Below are 20,830 nucleotides of genomic sequence, written 5' to 3'. Positions count from 1 at the left end.
TCCAACAACATTTTATCGGCCCGGAAAATCGCTACCAGAGCCGGTTGTCAGTCACGACATCAATCGGCGAAGCCCAGCCGCCATCCCCATCAGTGCGATTGGCGTCATTCGACATGACTCGACTGCACTTGTCCGAAAGCCCGGCGAGGCCAAGCTTGCCGAGCGTCGCATCGGAGAATGTGTTTCGCTGTTCTCCAGACTTATCCATGGTAATCCTAGCCTTATGCTTTGGTACGTCCACGACATAGCAAAGACCCTGCCGCTGCGCGTAACGGATCGCAGACGCCAGCGTCGGGAACTTAAGCTCGACCTGCTTCAGTGTGTCCCGGCTGCTGGTGTAGCCCATGAGCGGTTCGATAAAAGACGGGCTGCGCGCCTCGAACACGAGCTTCCATTGATCGCGCGGCGGAGCACTGGTAGTCGCCGAGCGAGATGGGCGGTAGATCCGGGCCACGGCATCGCTGGGGAATAAGGAGCGTCCCATTGACATCATCTTGCGTCGATTGTCGTTGGCTCCCGGCACGGCCCGGTCGACAGGATCATCTGCCATTGATGTCCTTCTTGCAGCAATGTTCATGGTTCTTCCTCCGTGATCGGTGAAGATCGACGCCGACGGGCGCAACGAACCCGCCGGCGCCGAAACCCTCGTCAGCTCTTGATCGCTATGCGTTTTACCTGCGACTGTGCCTTTTCGGTCTTGGGAAGCACGAGGCTCAGCACGCCATTTCTGAACCTAGCGTCTATCTTGTCCTCGACGATTTCCCTTCCAACCGGGATACGGCGCTCGAAACGGCCGTAGAAGCGTTCCGAGAACTGCTTGTCCTTGTCCTCGGTCTCAGATCGCTTTTCGCCGCGCAGCGTCAGCACACCGTCATCCAGAACCAGTTCGATGTCCTTTTCCTCCAGACCTGGCACTTCCGCGGTTATGCGGATCTCCTTTTCAGTCTCGGAGATTTCGACGCTCGGCCACCCCCGTCCGAAGGAAGCCAGAGAGTCAAAAGCTGGCAGGTTTCGATCAAACGAGCGAAAAACATCATCGAACAGGCGATTGACTTCCCGGTGCAGCGACAGGAACGGATTGCGGTCATCTTCACGATAGACAGCGGGAGCCTGATTGCTGCTCGTGTCGCGGCCCCAGGGGATCAGGTCACGTACGTTCATGGTTATTCTCCTTCTGTTCTGAACAATTGGACACAGCTTCGCCGATGGCGCCGGACGCGTGGCCCGACGCTGGCGATCCGTAGACTGACAAAAGCGTCAGGCTGCGATCTGCTCGTTGGTGTGCGAAGAGGCTTCAATCTGCATCGTCTTCTCCTGCGACGAGATCGCAATCCGACGAGGCTTCATCTCCTCCGGGATCTCACGCCGAAGATCGATTGTCAGGAGGCCGTTGACGAGAGTCGCGCCTTCAACTCGTACGTGGTCGGCGAGCTGGAAGCGACGCTGGAACGAGCGTCCGGCAATGCCGCGATGCAGATACTGCGCATTCTCGTCGGTGGTTTTGCTGCCCGCCACGAGAAGCATGTTTTGCTCCTGCGTGATGGAAAGCTCGTCTTCGCTGAAGCCGGCCACCGCCATGGTGATGCGGTAGTTCTCTTCGTCAGTCTTTGCGATGTCATAGGGCGGCCAGTTGTCGATGCTCTCGACGCGGCTGGCTGCCTCCAGCGCATTGACCAGACGGTCGAAGCCGATGCTCGACCGGAACAGGGGAGAAAAATCGAAAGTGGTTCTCATAGCCACATCCTCCTTGAAGCAACATGGGTACAAGATTGTGCGGCTTTTGGCCGGCGCCGCCCCGTAGTGGCAGCGGCGCACAATCGATCTGGTTCCTTCATTTCAGAGTTTCAAGAGGGTGACGGCAGAAAATTTCTACAACGATTTCAGACTGTTGGAAATTGAGAACAACTCCACCATCTGATGAGTTGGTTGGTAAAATGAATGGAGACCTGCTATGACCTATGACGACATCGTTTCAGTGCTCGGCTCCATAGACGACGATCTGGCGGCGGGGCTTATCGCAACCGGGGCGAGTGTTGATGAACTTCGAGAAGCGTGGAACTGGCTTAACAATGACGAGGCGCTGATGGGCGAAGGGCGACCGCTCCCGGACACACGCGTCAGCCAACTCATCGATCTGCTTGAACCTGATGATGACGGCGTGGACTGAGCTACGGATGGAGGGTTGAAGAGGTACGTCGGTATGCCCAGATCACAAGAGATCGTACAGAACGATCAGTTACTTGCTCTTAAAAGACGATCAGAAAACAAGGAGGAAGTGATGTCTGATGTCGTGTTCAACGAACCCGTAATTCTGCGCATGCCAAAAACTGGCCTCCGAAAGGTGGCGACAGGTTTTGAAGCACTGGAATGCCTTGAGCGCGAATGGCCGGATTGGGCACGTGGACGGCGTTGGCGGAATGCCGTTGCTGCCTGTCGGGACGCACTCGATGGATGGCGCTCTGCGAAGGAGGCACGCCGGAGCTTCATGAAGGCTGCAATGCGAGCGGGCCTCGTTCAGGGAGCACGACGCACGCGAGTTCGGGGTACTCTCGGTAGCTATCAGGGAATTCCCGCCGGGCTTCAGTGAACGGATATGATCCCGTCGACGGCTTTCCATTCTGAGGGCTGGATCAGACGATGGTGGGCGACGCGCACGGAGTGCAGCGCGCCCTCCAGCGTCTCGGTCCAGTAGTCGAGAAAGCCGCGCAGTTCGGGAAACTTCGGGGCGAGGTCATAATCCTGCCAGACATAGACCTGCAACAGGCTCGGGTGATCGGGCAGATGGTAATGGATTTCGGCTGTGGTCAGGCCGTAGCCTTCCATCTGCATCCGGAATTCACGACTGACGATCGCTGGCATATGTCTCTCCTTTGTCGGTTCATGCGTGAAGACGATGGTGATGGTCTGCGGATCCGCATACGGTATCGTCCGCCCCGATGTCGCCGTGATCAAGACGCCGCAGCGCATCCATGATGACATCGAATGGGATGGGGCTTTCCGCGCCCGGCGGCTGGCGCAGTGCGGGCATCGATTCGACCGCGCATGCGTCGGATGCCCATGACGAGAGAATGGCGCGCTTTTCGCTGCGTTCGAGCGTGTCGTCGCGCAGCACATCCTCGGGATGCCTGTAGTGGCGCGCCGGCGACAGGAGCCGGTCGAGCGCAATGTCTTCGGCTCGTGGCGCGAGAGAGGGAATGATCATCGAAAAACCGGTTCGACGCATCGGTGTCCTCCTTCCTGTCGTATTGTTCCAAAACTCCGTTCTGTCTCAAATTGCCAAGCGTGCTCCTGAGGCACGCTGATGAGAAGATTTTGGCTCATATGTGCTAAATTTCAAGAGACCTATTATGCCCGATGAAGAAATTATCACATGTTTTCATGCTACTAGCGGTCGATGATTGCGAGTGATAATTTTTTGCCCTGTCCTCTTGAAATTCTGGAATCGTAAAACAAAATCGATATGCGCGTAATGCCGACAAGGGTTGCGCGGCCTCGCTCCGGCTCTCAGCGGACCGGAGCGGAGGGACCTCTCAAAATCTGTTTGTCCTGAAAGGAGAACGATATGACGTTCCGTCCATTGCATGACCGTATCCTGGTCCGCCGCATCGAAGCCGAAGAAAAGTCGGCCGGTGGCATCATCATTCCTGACACTGCCAAGGAAAAGCCGAGCGAAGGCGAAGTGATCGCGGTCGGCCCGGGTGCCCGCGACGATGCGGGCAAGATCATCGAGCTCGATGTCAAGGTCGGTGACCGCATTCTTTTTGGCAAGTGGTCAGGCACCGAGATCAAACTCAATGGTGAAGATCTGCTGATCATGAAGGAAAGTGACGTGATGGGCGTGATTGAGGCGACCGCCACGCTGAAGAAGGCCGCCTGACGGCTTCTCTCTTAACCATTTCAGTCAATGAAAGCTGCCTATTGAAGGAGTGATCCCATGGCTGCCAAAGAAGTCAAATTCAACACTGAAGCCCGCGAGAAAATGCTGCGCGGCGTAGATATTCTCGCCAATGCTGTCAAGGTGACGCTCGGGCCGAAGGGCCGCAACGTCGTCATCGACAAGTCGTTTGGCGCGCCGCGCATCACCAAGGACGGCGTTTCCGTCGCCAAGGAAATCGAACTTGAGGATAAGTTCGAGAACATGGGCGCGCAGCTTGTTCGTGAAGTTGCCTCCAAGACAAACGATCTGGCCGGCGACGGGACCACGACCGCGACCGTGCTGGCGCAGGCCATCGTCAAGGAAGGCGCCAAGGCTGTGGCGTCGGGCATGAACCCGATGGACCTGAAGCGCGGCATCGACAAGGCGGTGGACGCCGTCGTTGCCGAACTCAAAGCCAATGCACGGAAAATCTCGAAGAACGACGAGATCGCCCAGGTCGGCACCATCTCGGCCAATGGCGATTCCGAAATCGGACGTTTCCTCGCCGAAGCCATGCAGAAGGTCGGCAATGAGGGGGTCATCACCGTCGAAGAAGCCAAGACTGCCGAGACCGAACTGGAAGTGGTCGAGGGCATGCAGTTCGACCGCGGCTATCTCTCGCCCTATTTCGTGACCAATCAGGACAAGATGCGTGTCGAGTTCGAGGATCCCTATGTCCTTATCCACGAAAAGAAGCTCGGCAATCTTCAGGCCATGCTCCCTGTTCTTGAAGCGGTCGTCCAGTCAAGCAAACCGCTGGTCATCATCGCCGAGGATGTCGAGGGTGAGGCACTGGCCACGCTGGTGGTCAACAAGCTGCGCGGCGGCCTGAAGGTTGCGGCTGTCAAGGCTCCGGGCTTCGGCGATCGCCGCAAGGCCATGCTCGAGGACATCGCCATCCTTACCGGCGGCACAGCGATCAGTGAAGATCTCGGCATCAAGCTGGAAAATGTCACGCTGGAGATGCTCGGGCGTGCCAAGAAGGTGGTGATCGAGAAGGAGAACACCACCATCGTCGATGGCGCCGGTTCAAAGGCCGAGATCGAAGGCCGCGTGAAGCAGATCAAGGCGCAGATCGAGGAGACGACCTCCGATTACGACCGCGAGAAGCTTCAGGAGCGTCTGGCGAAGCTCGCCGGCGGCGTTGCCGTCATCCGCGTCGGCGGTGCGACCGAGGTCGAAGTTAAGGAGAAAAAGGACCGCGTCGACGACGCACTGCATGCGACCCGTGCAGCCGTCGAGGAAGGCATTCTGCCCGGTGGCGGCGTGGCGCTGCTGCGTGCGCAGAAGGCGCTCGATGCCGTAGAGACCGAGAACCCCGACCAGAAGCACGGCGTCGAGATCGTGCGCCGGGCTATCGAGGCGCCGGTGCGCCAGATCGCCGAAAATGCCGGCGCCGAAGGCTCGATCATCGTCGGCAAGCTGCGGGAGAAGGCTGACTTCGCCTTTGGCTGGAATGCCCAGACCGACGAGTATGGCGATCTCTTCGCACAGGGGGTTATAGACCCGGCCAAGGTGGTCCGCACAGCCTTGCAGGATGCGGCATCTGTCGCCGGCTTGCTGGTGACCACCGAGGCGATGATCGCTGAAAAGCCGAAGAAGGAAGCAGCCCCGGCGATGCCCGCGGGCGGCATGGACTTCTGACCATCTCGCGCTGAAAATGACCGCTCCCATGTCGGGAGCGGTCAGGAGCAAAGCATAGATTGGAGACTGACATGAGCCTCATGCCAGACTTTGACCGTGTGCCTGTGCCGCATCATCCCCCGGCCGAGTTCCTGTCGCACGATGCGGAAGCGCGCATGGCATTGGCCCCGCTGTTCGAATCTTTGCTCGACAGGCTGGTGATGGCTGGATGGGATCGGCGCACGGCGGCCTCGGCGCTGATGTTCCATGCGGCGGCGCAGGTGTCGTCCCTCTCGCGAGACGGCCGGCCACAATGATCCGGGAACCTCGCCTCCGGGCGGGGTTCATTTCCAATCGAACCAGGCGCGGGAATGACCGGCGGCGGAAGATCTCTTCCGGTGCGACGGCAGCGCCGTATCCTACACGAAGGAAAAATATCGGGAGATCGACAATGTTCATCGGCATGCCTCGCGCCCCGCAGATTGTCGCCATCCTTCTCACGTGCCTTGCATTGTCGTTTTCCGGTGGCGCTGTGCCGCCCGTTGCCGCACAGGATGTGGCATCCGGCGTGCGTGTCGAGCGTTCGTTGCCCGATGTTCTGGAGGAGATCACGCCCGCGGTGGTCAACATCGCGGTCACGTCTCGCGCGTCTGCCGAAACCAACCCGCTCTTCAACGATCCCTATTTCCGGCGCTTCTTCGACCTGCCGCAGATGCCGCAGCAAAGGCCCCGCATGAGCGCCGGGTCCGGCGTCATCGTCGACGCGGACAAGGGTTACATTCTCACCAACCACCATGTCGTCGACGGCGCGAGCGAGATCGCGGTGACGCTGAAGGATCGCCGCCGCTTCACGGCCGAACTGGTCGGCAGCGACAAGGCGACCGACATCGCCCTGCTCAGGGTTGATGCGTCAAACCTGACCGCCCTGCGGCTGGGCGATCCGTCGCGTCTGCGCGTCGGCGACAATGTGGTCGCCATCGGCAATCCGTTCGGGCTCGGCCAGACCGTCACCTCCGGCATCGTCAGCGCGCTGAGCCGCAGCGGGCTGAACGTCGAAGGCTATGAAGACTTCATCCAGACCGACGCCTCGATCAATCCCGGCAATTCGGGCGGCGCGCTGGTGACGGCGAACGGCCAGCTTGTCGGTATCAACACCGCGATCATCGCGCCGGCCGGCGGCAATGTCGGCATCGGCTTCGCCGTTCCCATCGACATGGCATCGGCGGTGATGACGCAGCTAATCGCGCATGGCGAGGTCCGGCGCGGACGCATCGGCGTCTCGATCCAGGACCTGACGCCCGACCTTGCCGAGGCTCTGGGCATCGATGCCAGCTTCGGCGCCGTTGTCGCCAGCGTTGAAGACGGCTCGCCCGCTGCCGAAGCCGGCATTCAGGCCAGTGACATTATCGTCGCCGTCGACGGGCGCGAGATCGCAGGTTCGGCAGATTTGCGCAACCGCATCGGCCTGTCGCCAGCGGGTTCAAGGGTGGAGATTGATTATCTACGTGATGGCGCCAGGCGGATGGCGACCCTGACCGTGAGTGGCGAATCGAGTCCTTCGCGCGCTTCTGCAAGAGTCATGCCCGACCGTCTGGCCGGTGCGGATTTCCAGGATGCGTCCGGCAACGTGCTGGTCGCCAACGTGACTCCGGGCAGTCCCGCCGCACAGGCAGGTCTGCGCACCGGCGACGTCATCGTCGCCGTCAACCGCCGGCCGGTCGGGACCGTGGCCGAACTGACGCGGCTGCTCGGCGAAACGCGCGGCACCATCGCGCTCGATCTTTTCCGCGGAGGGGCGCGGCTCCTACTCGTCATTCGTTAGGGCGTGCCTTCCGCTTTGCTGACTGTTCGTTGTGAATAGGGGAGAACATGATGAGGACATTTACCGCAACATTGATGGCAGCAGCGCTCGGCGCAATGCTGATGGCGCCGCTGCCGCTTGGCGCACAGGAAAACCCTTCAGCGCAGCAATTTGCCGAACTCAGCGGCTTCTGGTTGACGACATCCTGGCCCGAGATGACCATCAAGCCGGGCGAAACGCAGTCGGTTTCGCTGTCGCTGCGCAATGAAAAACTGCCGCCCCAGCGCGCCACGATCGAAGTGTCGGGCGTGCCGGAAGGCTGGGCGTGGTCACTGAAGGGCGGCGGCCGCGAGGTGACGGCAGCGATCGTCTCGCCGGATTCGACCGAGCGGCTGACGCTCGAACTCACGCCTCCGGAAGACGCTTCCACCGACGGCGAACACGCCATCGAGGTCCGCGCCAGCACCGCAACTGAGACGGTGACCCTGCCGCTTGTGGTACGCCTGTCGGAAACCGAGGAGGCCGCCTCCGGCCTTTCGCTTGAGCCCGAATTGCCTGCGTTACGCGGCACAGCGCGCTCGACCTTCTCCTTCAAGATCAAGGTGAAGAACGAAGGTGCGGAAGACGGGCTGTTCAATCTGACAGCCAGCGTGCCGGCCGGCTTCCAGACACGCTTCAAGAAGGGTTACGGCTCCGAGGAGATCACCGGCCTGCCCATCGCCGCAGGCGCCACGGAGACGGTGACAATGGAGGTGATCCCATCGCGTGGGGTCGCGGCCGGGCGCTATGAAGCCGGGTTCGAGGTTTCCGGCGAAGGGCTTTCCGGGACCACCCAGCTCAGTCTCGACGTAACAGGCGAACCGCAGCTCGCCATCGTCGGCCCGCAGGAGCGCCTGTCTGGCGAGGCGGTGGCCGGCAGAGAGTCGAGCTTCACCTTCACCCTCGTCAACACCGGAACTGCTCCCGCGACAGATCTGGAGCTTTCCGCCACGCCGCCCTCCGGCTGGACCGTTGAGTTCGAGCCGAAGGACGTTGCCCAGATCGCGCCGAACTCCACCGGCGAGGTCAATGTAAAAATCACCCCGTCTGAACAGGCGATCGCCGGCGATTACGTGGTGTCGGTGCGGGCCTCCAACGACACCGTCTCCGAAAGCGTACAGTTCCGCGTTACTGTGAAGACCTCCACCCTGTGGGGCGCTGCCGGGCTTGGCGTGATCGCCGTCGCGGTTCTGGTGCTGGGCGGTGCAGTCATGAGGTATGGGCGGCGATGAGTACGATCGTTCTCGAAGCGAAGGGCCTTGCCAAGCGCTATGGCGACGCGGTGGCCGTGGCCGGCATCGACCTTTCCGTCAACCAGGGCGAGGTGATCGGCCTGCTTGGCCCAAACGGCGCCGGCAAGACCACGACGATCCTGATGCTGCTCGGTCTGACCGAAGCAAGCGAAGGAAGCGTCAGCATTCTCGGCAAGGACCCGCTGCGCCGGCCTCTGGAGGTCAAGCGCGAGGTCGGTTACCTGCCGGACACCGTCGGTTTCTACGACACGATGACCGGCAGGGAGAATCTCGCCTATACGGCGAATCTCGCTGGCATGTCGCGCGAACAGGCAAAGGAGCGCATCGCGGCAGCACTCGACAAGGTGCGGCTCAGCGTCCCCGCCGACCGTCCGGTCGCCACCTATTCGCGGGGCATGCGCCAACGCCTCGGCATTGCCGAACTGCTGATGCGCGACTGCAGGATAGCGATCCTCGACGAGCCGACCTCGGGCCTCGATCCGCAATCGACGCAGGAGCTGCTCGACCTCATTCTCGACCTGTCGCGCGGGGGCATGACCATCCTTCTGTCCTCGCACATGCTCGACGTGGTGCAGTCGATCTGCAGCCGCGTGGCGCTGTTCAACAAGGGCCGCATTGGCTTCTTCGGCACGATCGAGGAGCTGGCAGCGAGGATCGGGCGCGGTTCCTTCGTCATCGATGTTGAGGCCGATGGGATCGACCTTGGCCAACTCGCGAACAAGACCGACGGCGTGACGTCGGTTGCAGCCGCCTCCCACGGCCTCTGGCAGGTCGAGGCGACGCGCGATGTGCGGTCCGATCTCGCAAAACTCGTGGTCGAGGCCGGCGGCAGGCTGAAGAATCTCGACCTGCGCCGCGCCCGTCTCGACGAAGCCTACAATCGTTACTTCAGGGAGGTTGCCAATGCGGCGTGAAGGTTCTCCTTTTCGAGGCGTCGGCACAGTCGCGCTCAAGGAAGCGGCTGACCACATGACGAGCGCGCGCATGCATCTCATCATGCTGCTGGTACTGCTCACCGCCGTCGGCGCGGTGTACGGTGCGATCGATCGTATTCGGGACACCACGGCGCAAGACGCCTATCTGTTCCTCAAGCTGTTCACCGTGGCGCGTGAACCGCTGCCGTCCTTTGCCGCCTTCCTCGGCTTCCTGCTGCCGCTAGTAGCGATCGCGCTCGGCTTCGACGCCATTAATGGCGAGTTCAACCGGCGCACCATGAGCCGGCTGCTTGCCCAGCCGATCTATCGCGATGCAGTGCTGTTCGGAAAGTTTCTCGGTGGCCTGCTGGTCATCGCCATCGCGCTCCTGACGCTGTGGCTGATGATGGTCGGGCTCGGCATGCTTTTCCTCGGCCTGCCGCCTTCCGGCGCAGACATCGTGCGTGGCGTGTTCTGGCTTGCCGCGGCGCTCGCCTATGCGGGTGTCTGGCTCGCGCTTGCCATCGCATTCTCGACCGTCATCCGCTCGCCTGCCACCTCGGCCTTGGCGGCGCTGTCGGTCTGGCTGGTGCTGACGGTGTTCTGGGGCATGATCGCGCCGCTGCTGGCCGGCATCGTCGCGCCGATCGACCCGTTTGATCCGATGAGCGTGCTCAACCGCTTTGAGTGGCAGCAGGCGATTGCCCGCGTCTCGCCACAGACGCTCTACGGAGAGATAACGGGGCTGCTGCTCGACCCGGCCGCGCGCTCCGTCGGGCCACTATTCATGCACCAGATGCAGGGCGCGGTGATCGGCGCACCGCTACCGACCATGCAGAGCCTGCTGATCGTCTGGCCCCAGATCTCCGGCCTGATCGCCGCGATGCTGGTCCTGTTCACGCTCGCCTATGTCGTGTTCCAGCGGCAGGAGGTGCGGGCATGATAGCCGCGGACCTGAGCCACTGAACGCCATCCTCCGCTGGACCCAAGCTGATCTGGCGGAGGACGTATCATTTAAACTTAGGACACTCTATTCTGTCTATACAGGATCTGTAGTGCCGGCGTATAATTTATGGAAGAAAAACAAGCACTTATCACGGAGAAGGTTCGATCGCAGCCCCTTTCCCTCCGCCATTCCCGCCGATTGCCCTACATGGTTCGATATTGCCGCCGTTTCCACGCTACAGCTCACCTATTTCTACCAGCGGTCAGGCTGGGGATGAAAAGAGCTGTCAATAAGACACGCAGCAGACTCTTTACTCATCTCCTTGATGCTCGGGATGCTGAATAGTTAAGTTCCGCACATAGCCGCCGAGGCGAGCGTCTCCCCAATCTGACCCGTCCAGCCATACCCGCACGCCATCAACTACCAAGGCTTCGGGCTCGGAGGTTTGAGCGCGCACGTAGATCGTCGTCGCCCGATCAGCGTCAAACGCATTAGCCAACAGGGCCAACGCGCGTTCATCGAAGGCCTGCTGCGAATCCTTCGTGTCGTTCTGGTTTGAGCCATCCAGTGCGAGCCGCAGTCGCGTCACGGCGCGCTCATTGCCGGTTAGGTAGTAGGAAATCCGATCCGCCATCACTTTGTCGTTCAGTTTCACCGATGGAATGTGCGCGAACCACTCCCATTGTGTGCGGTGATAGTCGTCGGTGACGAGGCCGTACTCTTCAAGAAATACCCGCGCCGCGTGCGGCGACCAACCTTCGACGCGCGTAACAGTGGGCGGGTTCTTTTCAACCTTGAAGAGCCGCTTGATTTCCCGGATGGCGTCGTTGATGCCCTGCTTCTCGGCGATGTCGCGCCCGCGAATATCGCGCGCGAGACGTTTCACCCCGTCAATATTCCAGCCGAACGCGAACAGAGCGCGCCATCGCGCATAGCGTGCGATGGGAGCCTGTTTTGGTCTCATCTGTAAATAGATGAAGGCTTCCTCGTAGGTCATAAAGACCGCGAGTAGAAAAATGAACGGAATGAACATGAGCCAGAGCAGCAAGGGCAACCCGAACTCACGCAACGTGTTCAATGACCAGAATTCAGTAATGCTGGCGGCAACCAGCCAATAGCTGAAGCCGAGGATAGTGAGGCCTGCGAGCATCTGGAGCTCGCGCAGCAGTTTCAGCACTCGTGGGACACCGGGTTTGTCAGTCTGATATTCGCCAGCGGCTATAAGGAGAGTGAGAGACACCAGCGACAGAAGCATGAGCAGTTCGACCCAGAGTGGGAAGCTCACCAACTCGGCGATGAACAGGACGACGGCAGAGAGCGTGAAGGCATCGCGCACCAGCTTGCGTAGCGCATGCGGCTTGTCTTTAAGCCGCTGGGCTTCAAAGACGCAGGTGAAACCAACTGTCAGCCACCAAAGCAGGGTCGATTTGAGATTGGGCCAGTCCCACAAATTCAGCCATGCGAGCAGCCAGACACAAGCCGCCACGTAGAGGGACATGAGCAGCCAGAGCAGTGCGAGCTTCGGCATAAGGAAGGCACGCACGACATTAAACGCGAGAAACCGCCCCTTTTTCCACAGAAGCACAGCGGCCAGTAGAAGGCTTAGATAAACTAGGGCGGCAATCTCTCGATTGCTCAGGTCGAATCCGAAGCTGGCCAATGTGAAGGACATATCTTTTTAAACCGCACCTCACGCGCGGCGGCAATCTCTCATTCGAACCTGAGAACACTCACACGTCTCATCGCTCTCAAGTAGTTTTGAGCTGACGTACGGCACACAAGACGGCCAGCACGGCTTCAGATGTCATTTTGGAGGGCTATAGCGTAGGTGTAGTTCTCTGTTTCATCGGCTTCGGACCGCCATCAAGCTTCCACAAGCCATTCAAACTTCATAAAGCCTCGCATGCATGCAGCCAGCGCAATGCCGAAACCGGCTTTTATAGAGCTGCTTCTGCGGTGATTCGCGGCAAAGTTACGGCAGCAAAAAGCCTGTCCTCTCGTGCCGGTGATCCGCTCAATAATTGCCGTCGGGGAGAATCCTGCTGCAAGATTGAGAAAACAGATGGCCTGCGATGACCGATCAACATTGATTTTATTTAATATTCCTGCGTGCTTTCGTTCATCTGTCATTCACGAGCGCGTCGCTAGGTTGGTCTCACCAAACAAGGAGAGCCCCATGTTGAAGAAAGTCGTCCTCGCTGCCATCGCCCTGTCGTTTATCGGCGCACCGCTCGCCCAGGCCCGCGACAATTACAATTCGTCGTCCCGGCCAGGCCATCATCGCGTAGAGCCGAAACGTCCGGGACCAAGCAAAGACTTCAAGCGCCATGATCACCGCAAGCAGGTGCATAAGAAGCGCTGGTCCAAAGGACAGCATTACAGCAACTGGCGCCGTCATCAGGAGGTCCGCGATTATCGCCGTCATGGCCTTCGCAAGCCGGCACGCGGCCAGCATTGGGTGAAGGTCGATAACGAATTCCTGCTGATTACGGCAGCGACCGGCCTTATCGCAGGCATCGTAGCCAGCCGATAGGCGTTATATTGCCCGGTTTATGAGCGATACAAAGCAGACAGCCGCAATCGGGAACAGTCCCTGATTGCGGCTGTTGCATTTCATGCATTGCCCATGAGTTTGTGTAAGTCAGGCCCCACCGGAACGATTCCCGTCGGGTTCAACGCCTTGATGGAATAGTAACCGCGCTTGATATGATCGATACTCACCGTTTCGCGCACACCGGGAAGACCAAGGATGCGGGCTGTATATTCCGTCAGATGCGGATAGTCAGCAAGACGGCGCAGATTGCATTTGAATAGCCCATAATAGGCCGCATCGAAGCGGATCAGCGTTACAAAAAGTCGTATATCGGCTTCGGTGATGCGGTCATCAAACAGGAATTTTCGACCGTCAGACAGCCGCTCTTCCAGCTCGTCAAGCATGGCAAAAACCTCCGCAAAAGCCTCTTCATAGGCAATCTGCGTGGTCGCGAAGCCCGCACGATACACCCCATTATTGAGGCGCGGATAGATTCTTTCGTTAAGGGCGTCGATGCGGGCGCGCAAATCTTCCGGATAAAGATCAAGGGAAGCATCCGCCAGATCGCCAAAGCCCGAATTCATCATCCGCAGGATTTCAGCCGATTCATTATTGACGATCGTACCGCGTTTCTTATCCCATAATACCGGCACGGTGGCGCGTCCACTGATCATCGGATCAGCGCGCGTGTAGATTTCGTGCAGATAGGTCGCGCCATTGACCGGGTCCGGCTCAGCGCCAAATCGCCAGCCCTGCTCGCTCAATTCAGGCTCAACCACCGTGACGGAAATCGCGTTTTCAAGTTTCTTCAACTTGCGCCCGATAAGGGTGCGTGAAGCCCAGGGACAGATCAGCGCGACATAGAGATGATACCGCCCGGCTTCTGCCTCGAACCCGCCCTCGCCCGTCGGACCAGCGCTTCCATCCGGTGTTATCCAGTTGCGAAAGCTGGAAGTCTGGCGCACAAAGCCGCCCTTTTCATCCTTGGCCTGTACCGGCTGCCAATTGGCCATCCATTTTCCATTTACAAGCATATCGGATCCCTGTTGTTGAGTTTGGGTTTCACGCCTCAAGTCCCGCAGCGTCACGATCAATCGGCGGCATCAAGCCCGGCCAGTCAAGGCCCGCCAGTCAAGCCATGACCGAAGTGCCGCTGCACGCCAATGCGCATTCTGATGAAATGAATATACTACCTGTCGAACCGAATTATAATCACGTCTAAAAGAAGATGATCAGGTCCATTTTGGAAGCAGTATCGCATTTTCTCTATCAAGCTTCGTCCCAAGGCCGGGCGCCCCGAAACCCGGTACACAAGCAATCCCCAGCCCCGATACGGCTGCCGTTTCTTTTTTTCCGGATATGGAAAGACGCAGGACAAGTTGATATGCCTGTATATTGATCCATTATCGGGAAAGGACCGGAATTTACCGCCCTCTCCTCCCCTGACCAGACTGACCGGAAACGCCATGGCATCGCCTCGACTTACCTCCCTTGTAAAAAGCCTTCCTGAAACTGTTCCCTTCGTTGGCCCTGAAACATTGGAAATGCAGCGCGGCAAGCCTTTTGCTGCGCGAATAGGCGCCAATGAAAGCAGCTTCGGACCTGCCCCTTCCGTCATTGCCGCAATGCAGAAAGAGGCGTCCGAAGTCTGGAAATATGGCGATCCGGAAAATTACGAGCTGCGGCATGCCATTGCCGCGCATCATGATATAAAAGCCGAAAACGTCATGCCGGGTGCGGGCGTCGATGCCTTGCTGGGCCTTGTGGTCAGACAATACGTGCAGCCGGGCGACAAGGTAATCAATTCGCTCGGCGGCTATCCCACCTTCAATTATCATGTTTCGGGCTATGGCGGCGTGTTGCTGACTACGCCCTATAAGGATGACAGGCCCGACCTTGATGCGCTGATCGAACTGGCGCGCAAGGAAAATCCGGCAATCCTGTATATTTCCAATCCCGACAACCCGATGGGTACATGGCATGAAGGCAGCGATATTCAGTCTTTCATCGAGCAGGTTCCCGAAACCACCTTACTGATTCTGGATGAAGCCTATTGCGAAACCGGCCCCCAATCCGCCTTCCCCGCCTTTGAGCCCGATCGGCCCAATATCCTGCGGATGCGCACTTTTTCAAAGGCTTACGGCCTTGCAGGCATTCGCTGCGGCTATGTGGTTGGCTGCGCTGCGGCAATTCGGCCTTTCGACAAGATACGCGATCATTTCGCAGTCAACAGGGTTGCGCAGGCAGCAGCCATTGCGGCACTGAAAGATCAGGACTATCTGCGCGATGTGGTCGCAAAGATACATGCCGGGCGGGAGCGCATCGCAAAAATCGCCGCGCAAAATGGACTGCAAGCCATTCCTTCCGCTGCAAATTTTGTCGCGGTGGATTGCGGCGCGGATGGTGCTTTTGCCACGGCGGTCCTCAATGGATTGATCAAGCGCGACGTCTTTGTACGCAAGCCCGGCGCACCCGTGCTCGATCGCTGCATCCGCGTGAGCGTGGGTGTGGATGAGCAGCTCGATGTGTTTGAAGCCGCCCTCCCCGAAGCACTGGCCGATGCGCGGCGCGCGCAAGGCAATCAATAGTCCCGGCAATAGTCCGTAAGGGGCGGTTCCGTTTAAAGCGTCTTTATCTTATCGCATTATCCAACGCATCGGAGCAGGAAAAGAAACCAGATGTCCATTCCTCATGAGAACCTGTCTCACAATCGATTGTTCAGCACGCTCGCCGGGCTATGCGGCGCCTTGGCCATTGTTGCTTACGCCGGTTCCGCCCATAGCAGCTGGGGCCAGCTCACGGTCATTGCGCCGCTTTTGCTCGCGCACGCACCCGCCTTGCTGGTTCTTTCCCTCATCGCGCCAGCCAGTTCCAGTGCACGGATCGGCGGAGCGCTCCTGTTTATCGGACTGGCGCTTTTCTGCGGCAGCCTGTTCATGCTCGACGTGACCGGAGAAAGGCTCTTTCCCTATTCCGCCCCGACCGGCGGCACGCTGATGATCCTTGGCTGGCTCGTTGTCGGCCTGACCGGCTGGTTCTCGAAACGCAGATGATAAAAGGGGCTGCGCAAGCCCCTTTTCAATCTTCACCCGATATTACGAATTGCCTTTCAGGCGCGCGTTACACAGGCTGTAATAACCGCCGCCTTTCTGAATCCATTTCAGCCCGCCGAGCGCATTGGCCTGCTTGGCCGCATAGTACTGCTCCAGGCAAGTGTGCATCCGCGCCTTGCCGGGTGTCTCATTCGCAAATTTCGAAGAAACAGTCGTCGGGAACCTGACGCCGCGCGGTGCGGCAATGGTCGGCGCAGCCGGTTCAGCCGAACCATCGGTGCTCAGCGCCACCGGATCGGCTCCCGGACCGCATTCGGATTTGCGGAAGTCGTTCCATTTGACGCCCTTATCAGCGCCCGCATCCTTGGCCGCCTGATATTTCGCGCTGCACTCTTTCATCGTCAGCCCCTTGGCTGCCGTATCCGTGGCAGGCGCTGCGGCCTTCTTTGCCGGTGCAGGAGCAGCAGGGGCAGCGGCTGCATCATCCGCGCATTGGGTCTTGCGGAAATCATTCCATTTTACACCGCCCAAAGTACCGGCATCCTTGGCTGCCTGATATTTTGTGCTGCATTCCTTCATCGTCAGCGCGCTGGCCGGTGATGAAAAGGCCAAAGCGGATATGCCCATGATTATGGCCGTGCCAGCCATAAATGCGACGGTACGAACAGACATTTCGTAACTCCCTATCAAATATGGCTGCTGGAGAGGCGATCCTGTTAAACCAGCACTCCGATTATCATTCCAATATAGGTTTCGATCCGATTGAGCCCGATAGGCATCGTTTGCAGCATGCGCTGCAAACTTTTCCATAGCGAATCTGCCGCCAGACAAGTGGTCTGTCAAGCAGTTCTTAAATATTAACACTTACTACAATACAAAAATTATAACAGGCACTCCTGTTATGTTACAGTCATAATAATGTCTTCAAGTAGTTTACAGTAAAATTTCAGCTTCAAATGTTATTTACTAAAGCATGTCGCCCGAAAGTGGGAACCGGTTTCGGGATAACGACATGCGTAAAAACAACAACTTAAAGCGTAAGGAGCGAATCTGAAAGATCGCGATACGCTTTAGAGCCAAACCCTAATGCGTCATCATCCATTCGCGCGCGCCGCGAAGGGCCGTCGCGAGTTCATGCTTGCTCATGGTTGCGGCAACCTGATTGCGCATGCGCGCGGCTTTCTGGCTGCCACGAATAGCAGCGATATTGAGCCATTTATGCGCTTCGACAATGTCGATCTCGCAGTCGCGTCCGATTGCATATTTCAGGCCCATTTCCAGAAGAATGCGATCCTGCGGAGCTGTCTGGTTCTGGTGTGCAAAATTTTGAAACTGCGTCATGTGTCTTGTCCCTGTTAAATCCCGAGAACCGTCCGCTCTGTTTTCGGGGCCGCTTCAAGGCTCCGAACCGCCGGATCTGTCGTTCCGTTCATGATGCTCAGAATAGGAGGGAGGATTAAAATGCGCGTTAAACCAGATGCTTAACAGGACGCCAACGAAATCCCAACAAGGCGTAAACTTGGGATTTCATTAAGCATTCAAGTCATATGGATTGCACGTCTTTTCGCGATCTGCAGCCTTGCGCCCACTTGAGGACGGAAACCAGATGATAACCATAGCCCGCTTTGCTTCGTCATCTGCCTGTAAAAACGGCCCGCCGTTCATGCCAGCGGGCCGCTCGTTTGATCATGCAGTGTCTTTGATCGAATTTGCCGCGATCAGCGGCTTTTTTGACCAAACAGGATTTTATGCTCGTCTTCCTTATTGGCGGAAGCGGCGGCACGTTCGCGCTCTTCCTTGCCCACGAGCAAGCCGCGCGCGACTGCCGGGCGCGCATTCATCGTCTCATGCCAGCGCTGGAGATTGGGGAAATCCTCCAGCTTCTGGTCATAATTCGCATAGGCATTTATCCAGCCGATACAGGCCATATCCGCGATGGAATAATCGCCGGCAATATAATCACGGCCCTCAAGCTGGCCGTTCAGCACACCATAGAGGCGATTGACCTCATTCGTATAGCGATCAATGCCGTACTGGACCTTTTCTGGGGCATAGACACGGAAATGCCCCGCCTGCCCCGACATCGGCCCCAACCCACCCATCTGCCACATCAGCCATTCGTCGACAGCAACGCGCCTGCGTTCGTCGGAGGGGTAGAATTTGCCGAATTTACGACCGAGATATTGCAGGATCGCGCCGGATTCGAACACCGAAATCGGCTCGCCGCCCGGACCTTCCGGATCAACGATAGCGGGCATACGGTTATTGGGGGAGATTTTCAGAAAATCCGGCTGGAACTGGTCGCCTTTGCCGATATTGATATATTTGACCTCATAAGGGACGCCGAGTTCCTCCAGCATGATGCTGATTTTTACCCCGTTCGGCGTCGGCCAATAATAAAGCTCGATGGGTTTCGTCTGTTGGGACATCCTGCGCTAACTCCCGTTTTCTTGGCTTTGTGCGAAATTCCGGTTCCAGCTAACATAGGCTGGACCAGGCCCGACGCAAGTGCGGTCGGCACAAGTTCATGAAGTATTAATATTTTTGAATGGCGGATGAATATTGCTCTCAGCGCAGGTTCAGGCGCAGACCCTATTGTGAAGGCAGGGATTTAAAATGACCATTTTTCGAGGACCAATATGTTATTGTGGCGTTTCACCATCATATGTCTGCTTATCGTGGTTCTGGCTGTAATCGCCGGCACTTTCGTCGATCGCAAATACGATATTTATAAAGACCAGCCGGTGATCGATCCGCTCGCACTTAAAAATTTGCGGAAGACGAGCACGGACTCGCCGTCATGATCGGAGATCTTCGCCTTTTCAGCATCATTGCCTTTCGGATCTTTTTATTCACTGCCGTCTTCACCGGCCCCGCCGCGATTTTCGCCTATAATCAGATCGGCCAGAAAACCCAGATGAGCGGAATCGGCCTGGTTCTTTATGTCAGCCTGCAACGAAAGGCATAAAGTCGTGCATCGCACCGTCATAGTCTTTGTTATACTGGGCCATGACACAGCGAATCGAACAGGTTTTTCTCACCGCGATCAAGACGCCTCCAGCCGTCGAGCCGGAAATCTTTCATGATGCGCGCGCGGCAGTCGATGCCTTGCGCAGGCTTTATGATCGCAACACCGCTTTTTTATGCGATGCTTTCGCCGATCTGGCGCGCGGCAAGGTGCCGCCGCAGCGCTACCGCGCCTTTTATCCTGAAATCGCCCTCTCCACGTCAAGCTTCGCGCATGTGGATTCGCGACTGGCTTATGGCCATGTCAGCATGCCCGGCGACTATTCCTCCACCATCACGCGACCGGACCTGTTCGAGAATTATCTTTACGAGCAAATCCGGCTCCTGATGCGCAATCATGGCGTGCCGGTCACGGTGCGCGAATCCACCACGCCGATCCCGCTTCATTTCGCCTTCATGGAGGACGCCTATGTAGAGGCTTCCGTCGCCGACGCCTTTACATATCCGTTGCGCGATCTGTTCGATGTGCCCGATCTCACCTCGACCGACGACAAGATCGTCAATGCTGATCTCGACCCGGCGACGGAAGGGCCGCTGCCGCTTGCGCCCTTCACTGCGCAGCGCGTCGATTATTCGCTGCATCGGCTTGCCCATTATACCGCGACCGTCCCAAAGCATTTCCAGAATTTTGTCCTTTTTACCAACTATCAGTTCTACATGGACGAATTCTGCGCTTATGCCCGCCAGCTCATGGCGGAAGGCGGCGGCGGATATGACGCCTTCATCGAACCGGGCAATATCATCACACTGGCGGGGGAAACCGCGCCGAGCACCGGAAATCCGCTTCAGCGGATGCCGCAAATGCCAGCCTATCATTTGCAACGCGCCGATCATTCCGGCATCACCATGGTCAATATCGGCGTCGGCCCTTCCAATGCCAAGACGATCACCGACCATATTGCCGTGCTGCGCCCGCATGCATGGCTGATGCTGGGACATTGCGCGGGCCTGCGCAACAGCCAGCAGCTTGGCGATTATGTCCTCGCCCACGCCTATATGCGTGAGGACCATGTGCTTGACGATGACCTGCCCGCCTGGGTTCCCCTGCCCGCGCTTGCGGAAATTCAGGTGGCGCTGGAAGAAGCCGTCGAAGAAATCACCGGCCTTGAGGGCTATGACCTCAAGCGCATCATGCGCACGGGAACGGTTGCCACCATCGACAACCGCAATTGGGAGCTTCGCGACCAGCGCGGCCCCGTGCAGCGGCTTTCACAGGCGCGCGCCATCGCGCTCGACATGGAATCGGCCACAATCGCCGCCAATGGTTTTCGCTTTCGCGTCCCCTATGGCACGTTGCTGTGCGTCTCCGACAAGCCCTTGCACGGCGAATTGAAACTGCCGGGAATGGCCACCGAATTCTACAAGAGGCAGGTGGCGCAGCATTTGCAGATCGGCATAAGGGCAATCGAAAAAATTGCCGCCATGCCCGATGAAAGCCTGCATTCGCGCAAGCTCAGAAGTTTTTACGAAACGGCATTTCAGTAGAGCCGGACCTTCGCCAGCATTTTGCCAGCGGCGGTCGAGACGGACTCAGTCTACATAAACATTTATTCTCTCGCATTATCCGACGCATCGGAGCAGGAAAAGAAATCAGTCCAGTGAACTGATTTCCCTGCGGAGGTGCTACGCACTTTTGCTGGAAATGCTCTACATGTTTACATAGACCGGTCCTTCGCCGCCTTGGGGCGGAACCCAGTTGATGTTCTGGTTCGGATCCTTGATGTC

The 20,830-nt window shown here is 58.1% G+C and carries 26 protein-coding genes; 14 read left to right on the top strand and 12 right to left on the bottom strand.

Features of this window, described 5'->3' with window-relative positions; genetic code table 11:
- Positions 1–31: 31 nt before the first annotated feature.
- The 3 genes from DKP76_RS17835 to DKP76_RS17825 form a co-directional block, all read right to left on the bottom strand.
- Complete coding sequence (locus DKP76_RS17835) at positions 32–577, bottom strand: NADH dehydrogenase ubiquinone Fe-S protein 4 (protein WP_109708010.1); 546 nt, start codon at positions 575–577, stop codon at positions 32–34.
- A gap of 71 nt (positions 578–648) precedes the next feature.
- Complete coding sequence (locus DKP76_RS17830) at positions 649–1,161, bottom strand: Hsp20/alpha crystallin family protein (RefSeq protein WP_109708009.1); 513 nt, start codon at positions 1,159–1,161, stop codon at positions 649–651.
- Between the two features lie 96 nt (positions 1,162–1,257).
- Positions 1,258–1,734 (bottom strand): Hsp20 family protein, encoded by a 477-nt coding sequence (locus DKP76_RS17825; RefSeq protein ID WP_109708008.1) that lies wholly within the window; start codon positions 1,732–1,734, stop codon positions 1,258–1,260.
- 217 nt (positions 1,735–1,951) lie between these two features.
- Here DKP76_RS17825 and DKP76_RS17820 point away from each other — a divergent pair, with 217 nt between their 5' ends.
- Positions 1,952–2,167: a hypothetical protein gene (locus DKP76_RS17820; protein ID WP_035029037.1), complete on the top strand. Its 216-nt coding sequence runs from the start codon at positions 1,952–1,954 to the stop codon at positions 2,165–2,167.
- A 33-nt stretch (positions 2,168–2,200) separates the two neighbouring features.
- The gene (locus DKP76_RS17815; protein WP_342028961.1) at positions 2,201–2,587 is read left to right on the top strand and encodes a DUF982 domain-containing protein; all 387 of its coding nucleotides are present in this window, start codon (positions 2,201–2,203) and stop codon (positions 2,585–2,587) included.
- Here DKP76_RS17815 and DKP76_RS17810 read toward each other — a convergent pair.
- Both DKP76_RS17810 and DKP76_RS17805 read right to left on the bottom strand, forming a co-directional pair.
- On the bottom strand, positions 2,581–2,859 hold the full coding sequence (locus tag DKP76_RS17810; RefSeq protein WP_109708007.1) for an usg protein: 279 nt from the start codon (positions 2,857–2,859) through the stop codon (positions 2,581–2,583). The two genes, DKP76_RS17815 and DKP76_RS17810, sit on opposite strands and share 7 nt — an antisense overlap.
- 19 nt (positions 2,860–2,878) lie before the next feature.
- Complete coding sequence (locus DKP76_RS17805; protein ID WP_245410280.1) at positions 2,879–3,223, bottom strand: hypothetical protein; 345 nt, start codon at positions 3,221–3,223, stop codon at positions 2,879–2,881.
- A 339-nt stretch (positions 3,224–3,562) separates the two neighbouring features.
- On the opposite strand from DKP76_RS17805, the gene DKP76_RS17800 reads away from it, so the two are divergent.
- From DKP76_RS17800 to DKP76_RS17770, 7 genes are all read left to right on the top strand, one after another.
- Positions 3,563–3,877, top strand: a complete 315-nt coding sequence (locus DKP76_RS17800; RefSeq protein ID WP_109708006.1) for a co-chaperone GroES — start codon at positions 3,563–3,565, stop codon at positions 3,875–3,877.
- A gap of 57 nt (positions 3,878–3,934) precedes the next feature.
- Positions 3,935–5,560: a chaperonin GroEL gene (groL, locus tag DKP76_RS17795; RefSeq protein ID WP_109708005.1), complete on the top strand. Its 1,626-nt coding sequence runs from the start codon at positions 3,935–3,937 to the stop codon at positions 5,558–5,560.
- 71 nt (positions 5,561–5,631) lie between these two features.
- Positions 5,632–5,856 carry a hypothetical protein gene (locus DKP76_RS17790; protein ID WP_109708004.1) on the top strand — a complete coding sequence of 75 codons (225 nt, stop codon included), beginning with the start codon at positions 5,632–5,634 and terminating at the stop codon, positions 5,854–5,856.
- 134 nt (positions 5,857–5,990) lie between these two features.
- A complete protein-coding gene (locus DKP76_RS17785) occupies positions 5,991–7,361 on the top strand; it encodes a DegQ family serine endoprotease (protein WP_109708003.1) in 1,371 nt (456 codons plus the stop codon).
- A gap of 47 nt (positions 7,362–7,408) precedes the next feature.
- Positions 7,409–8,611: a COG1470 family protein gene (locus DKP76_RS17780; RefSeq protein WP_245410279.1), complete on the top strand. Its 1,203-nt coding sequence runs from the start codon at positions 7,409–7,411 to the stop codon at positions 8,609–8,611.
- Positions 8,608–9,546 carry an ABC transporter ATP-binding protein gene (locus tag DKP76_RS17775; RefSeq protein ID WP_109708001.1) on the top strand — a complete coding sequence of 313 codons (939 nt, stop codon included), beginning with the start codon at positions 8,608–8,610 and terminating at the stop codon, positions 9,544–9,546. Before DKP76_RS17780 ends, DKP76_RS17775 begins: the two co-directional genes overlap by 4 nt.
- Complete coding sequence (locus DKP76_RS17770) at positions 9,536–10,489, top strand: ABC transporter permease (protein ID WP_109708000.1); 954 nt, start codon at positions 9,536–9,538, stop codon at positions 10,487–10,489. The genes DKP76_RS17775 and DKP76_RS17770 overlap by 11 nt, the downstream gene beginning before the upstream one ends.
- Before the next feature lie 313 nt (positions 10,490–10,802).
- Here the strand turns inward: DKP76_RS17770 and DKP76_RS19525 are convergent, their stop codons facing one another.
- Positions 10,803–12,164 (bottom strand): hypothetical protein, encoded by a 1,362-nt coding sequence (locus DKP76_RS19525; RefSeq protein ID WP_199224854.1) that lies wholly within the window; start codon positions 12,162–12,164, stop codon positions 10,803–10,805.
- A 191-nt stretch (positions 12,165–12,355) separates the two neighbouring features.
- Positions 12,356–12,622 (bottom strand): hypothetical protein, encoded by a 267-nt coding sequence (locus DKP76_RS17760; protein WP_109707998.1) that lies wholly within the window; start codon positions 12,620–12,622, stop codon positions 12,356–12,358.
- Positions 12,623–12,668: 46 nt separating this feature from the next.
- Between DKP76_RS17760 and DKP76_RS17755 the strand changes: the two genes are divergently transcribed.
- Positions 12,669–13,025 (top strand): RcnB family protein, encoded by a 357-nt coding sequence (locus DKP76_RS17755; RefSeq protein ID WP_109707997.1) that lies wholly within the window; start codon positions 12,669–12,671, stop codon positions 13,023–13,025.
- Positions 13,026–13,105: 80 nt separating this feature from the next.
- On the opposite strand, the gene DKP76_RS17750 is transcribed toward DKP76_RS17755, so the two are convergent.
- Positions 13,106–14,059, bottom strand: coding sequence for a glutathione S-transferase family protein (locus DKP76_RS17750; RefSeq protein ID WP_109707996.1), 954 nt, complete (start codon positions 14,057–14,059; stop codon positions 13,106–13,108).
- A gap of 432 nt (positions 14,060–14,491) precedes the next feature.
- Between DKP76_RS17750 and DKP76_RS17745 the strand changes: the two genes are divergently transcribed.
- Positions 14,492–15,613, top strand: a complete 1,122-nt coding sequence (locus DKP76_RS17745; RefSeq protein WP_109707995.1) for a pyridoxal phosphate-dependent aminotransferase — start codon at positions 14,492–14,494, stop codon at positions 15,611–15,613.
- A 90-nt stretch (positions 15,614–15,703) separates the two neighbouring features.
- Positions 15,704–16,078: a DUF423 domain-containing protein gene (locus DKP76_RS17740; RefSeq protein WP_109707994.1), complete on the top strand. Its 375-nt coding sequence runs from the start codon at positions 15,704–15,706 to the stop codon at positions 16,076–16,078.
- A gap of 42 nt (positions 16,079–16,120) precedes the next feature.
- On the opposite strand, the gene DKP76_RS17735 is transcribed toward DKP76_RS17740, so the two are convergent.
- The 3 genes from DKP76_RS17735 to DKP76_RS17725 all read right to left on the bottom strand — a co-directional run bounded on the left by DKP76_RS17735 (position 16,121) and on the right by DKP76_RS17725 (position 18,507).
- Positions 16,121–16,750: an antifreeze protein gene (locus DKP76_RS17735; protein ID WP_109707993.1), complete on the bottom strand. Its 630-nt coding sequence runs from the start codon at positions 16,748–16,750 to the stop codon at positions 16,121–16,123.
- Between the two features lie 411 nt (positions 16,751–17,161).
- Complete coding sequence (locus tag DKP76_RS17730; RefSeq protein ID WP_109707992.1) at positions 17,162–17,419, bottom strand: sel1 repeat family protein; 258 nt, start codon at positions 17,417–17,419, stop codon at positions 17,162–17,164.
- Between the two features lie 377 nt (positions 17,420–17,796).
- Positions 17,797–18,507: a glutathione S-transferase N-terminal domain-containing protein gene (locus DKP76_RS17725; protein WP_109707991.1), complete on the bottom strand. Its 711-nt coding sequence runs from the start codon at positions 18,505–18,507 to the stop codon at positions 17,797–17,799.
- Positions 18,508–18,878: 371 nt separating this feature from the next.
- Here DKP76_RS17725 and DKP76_RS19520 point away from each other — a divergent pair, with 371 nt between their 5' ends.
- Together DKP76_RS19520 and DKP76_RS17720 are read left to right on the top strand one after the other, a co-directional pair.
- Positions 18,879–19,046, top strand: a complete 168-nt coding sequence (locus DKP76_RS19520; RefSeq protein ID WP_199224853.1) for a hypothetical protein — start codon at positions 18,879–18,881, stop codon at positions 19,044–19,046.
- A gap of 41 nt (positions 19,047–19,087) precedes the next feature.
- Complete coding sequence (locus tag DKP76_RS17720) at positions 19,088–20,590, top strand: AMP nucleosidase (protein WP_109707990.1); 1,503 nt, start codon at positions 19,088–19,090, stop codon at positions 20,588–20,590.
- 162 nt (positions 20,591–20,752) lie between these two features.
- Here the strand turns inward: DKP76_RS17720 and DKP76_RS19900 are convergent.
- Positions 20,753–20,830: 4Fe-4S dicluster domain-containing protein (locus DKP76_RS19900; RefSeq protein ID WP_146198950.1), on the bottom strand; the 78-nt coding region annotated here is incomplete at its 5' end.

It is taken from the genome of Falsochrobactrum shanghaiense, from assembly GCF_003149535.1.
Classification (GTDB): domain Bacteria; phylum Pseudomonadota; class Alphaproteobacteria; order Rhizobiales; family Rhizobiaceae; genus Brucella; species Brucella shanghaiense.
The sequence above is the reverse complement of the archived record's forward strand: the minus strand, read 5'-3'. Positions and strand labels throughout refer to the sequence as shown.

Bases quoted from the DNA above. Each gene is read 5' to 3' on its own strand.
- DKP76_RS17760 (WP_109707998.1), bottom strand. From the start codon at position 12,622: ATGACAGATGAACGAAAGCACGCAGGAATATTAAATAAAATCAATGTT.
- DKP76_RS17735 (WP_109707993.1), bottom strand. From the start codon at position 16,750: ATGTCTGTTCGTACCGTCGCATTTATGGCTGGCACGGCCATAATCATG.
- DKP76_RS17720 (WP_109707990.1), top strand. From the start codon at position 19,088: ATGACACAGCGAATCGAACAGGTTTTTCTCACCGCGATCAAGACGCCT.
- DKP76_RS17745 (WP_109707995.1), top strand. From the start codon at position 14,492: ATGGCATCGCCTCGACTTACCTCCCTTGTAAAAAGCCTTCCTGAAACT.
- DKP76_RS17785 (WP_109708003.1), top strand. From the start codon at position 5,991: ATGTTCATCGGCATGCCTCGCGCCCCGCAGATTGTCGCCATCCTTCTC.
- DKP76_RS19525 (WP_199224854.1), bottom strand. From the start codon at position 12,164: ATGTCCTTCACATTGGCCAGCTTCGGATTCGACCTGAGCAATCGAGAG.
- DKP76_RS17775 (WP_109708001.1), top strand. From the start codon at position 8,608: ATGAGTACGATCGTTCTCGAAGCGAAGGGCCTTGCCAAGCGCTATGGC.
- DKP76_RS17730 (WP_109707992.1), bottom strand. From the start codon at position 17,419: ATGACGCAGTTTCAAAATTTTGCACACCAGAACCAGACAGCTCCGCAG.
- DKP76_RS17740 (WP_109707994.1), top strand. From the start codon at position 15,704: ATGTCCATTCCTCATGAGAACCTGTCTCACAATCGATTGTTCAGCACG.
- DKP76_RS17830 (WP_109708009.1), bottom strand. From the start codon at position 1,161: ATGAACGTACGTGACCTGATCCCCTGGGGCCGCGACACGAGCAGCAAT.
- DKP76_RS17810 (WP_109708007.1), bottom strand. From the start codon at position 2,859: ATGCCAGCGATCGTCAGTCGTGAATTCCGGATGCAGATGGAAGGCTAC.
- DKP76_RS17770 (WP_109708000.1), top strand. From the start codon at position 9,536: ATGCGGCGTGAAGGTTCTCCTTTTCGAGGCGTCGGCACAGTCGCGCTC.
- DKP76_RS17790 (WP_109708004.1), top strand. From the start codon at position 5,632: ATGAGCCTCATGCCAGACTTTGACCGTGTGCCTGTGCCGCATCATCCC.
- DKP76_RS17725 (WP_109707991.1), bottom strand. From the start codon at position 18,507: ATGTCCCAACAGACGAAACCCATCGAGCTTTATTATTGGCCGACGCCG.
- DKP76_RS19520 (WP_199224853.1), top strand. From the start codon at position 18,879: ATGATCGGAGATCTTCGCCTTTTCAGCATCATTGCCTTTCGGATCTTT.
- DKP76_RS17780 (WP_245410279.1), top strand. From the start codon at position 7,409: ATGATGAGGACATTTACCGCAACATTGATGGCAGCAGCGCTCGGCGCA.
- DKP76_RS17800 (WP_109708006.1), top strand. From the start codon at position 3,563: ATGACGTTCCGTCCATTGCATGACCGTATCCTGGTCCGCCGCATCGAA.
- DKP76_RS17820 (WP_035029037.1), top strand. From the start codon at position 1,952: ATGACCTATGACGACATCGTTTCAGTGCTCGGCTCCATAGACGACGAT.
- DKP76_RS17805 (WP_245410280.1), bottom strand. From the start codon at position 3,223: ATGCGTCGAACCGGTTTTTCGATGATCATTCCCTCTCTCGCGCCACGA.
- DKP76_RS17825 (WP_109708008.1), bottom strand. From the start codon at position 1,734: ATGAGAACCACTTTCGATTTTTCTCCCCTGTTCCGGTCGAGCATCGGC.
- DKP76_RS17835 (WP_109708010.1), bottom strand. From the start codon at position 577: ATGAACATTGCTGCAAGAAGGACATCAATGGCAGATGATCCTGTCGAC.
- DKP76_RS17755 (WP_109707997.1), top strand. From the start codon at position 12,669: ATGTTGAAGAAAGTCGTCCTCGCTGCCATCGCCCTGTCGTTTATCGGC.
- groL (WP_109708005.1), top strand. From the start codon at position 3,935: ATGGCTGCCAAAGAAGTCAAATTCAACACTGAAGCCCGCGAGAAAATG.
- DKP76_RS17815 (WP_342028961.1), top strand. From the start codon at position 2,201: ATGCCCAGATCACAAGAGATCGTACAGAACGATCAGTTACTTGCTCTT.
- DKP76_RS17750 (WP_109707996.1), bottom strand. From the start codon at position 14,059: ATGCTTGTAAATGGAAAATGGATGGCCAATTGGCAGCCGGTACAGGCC.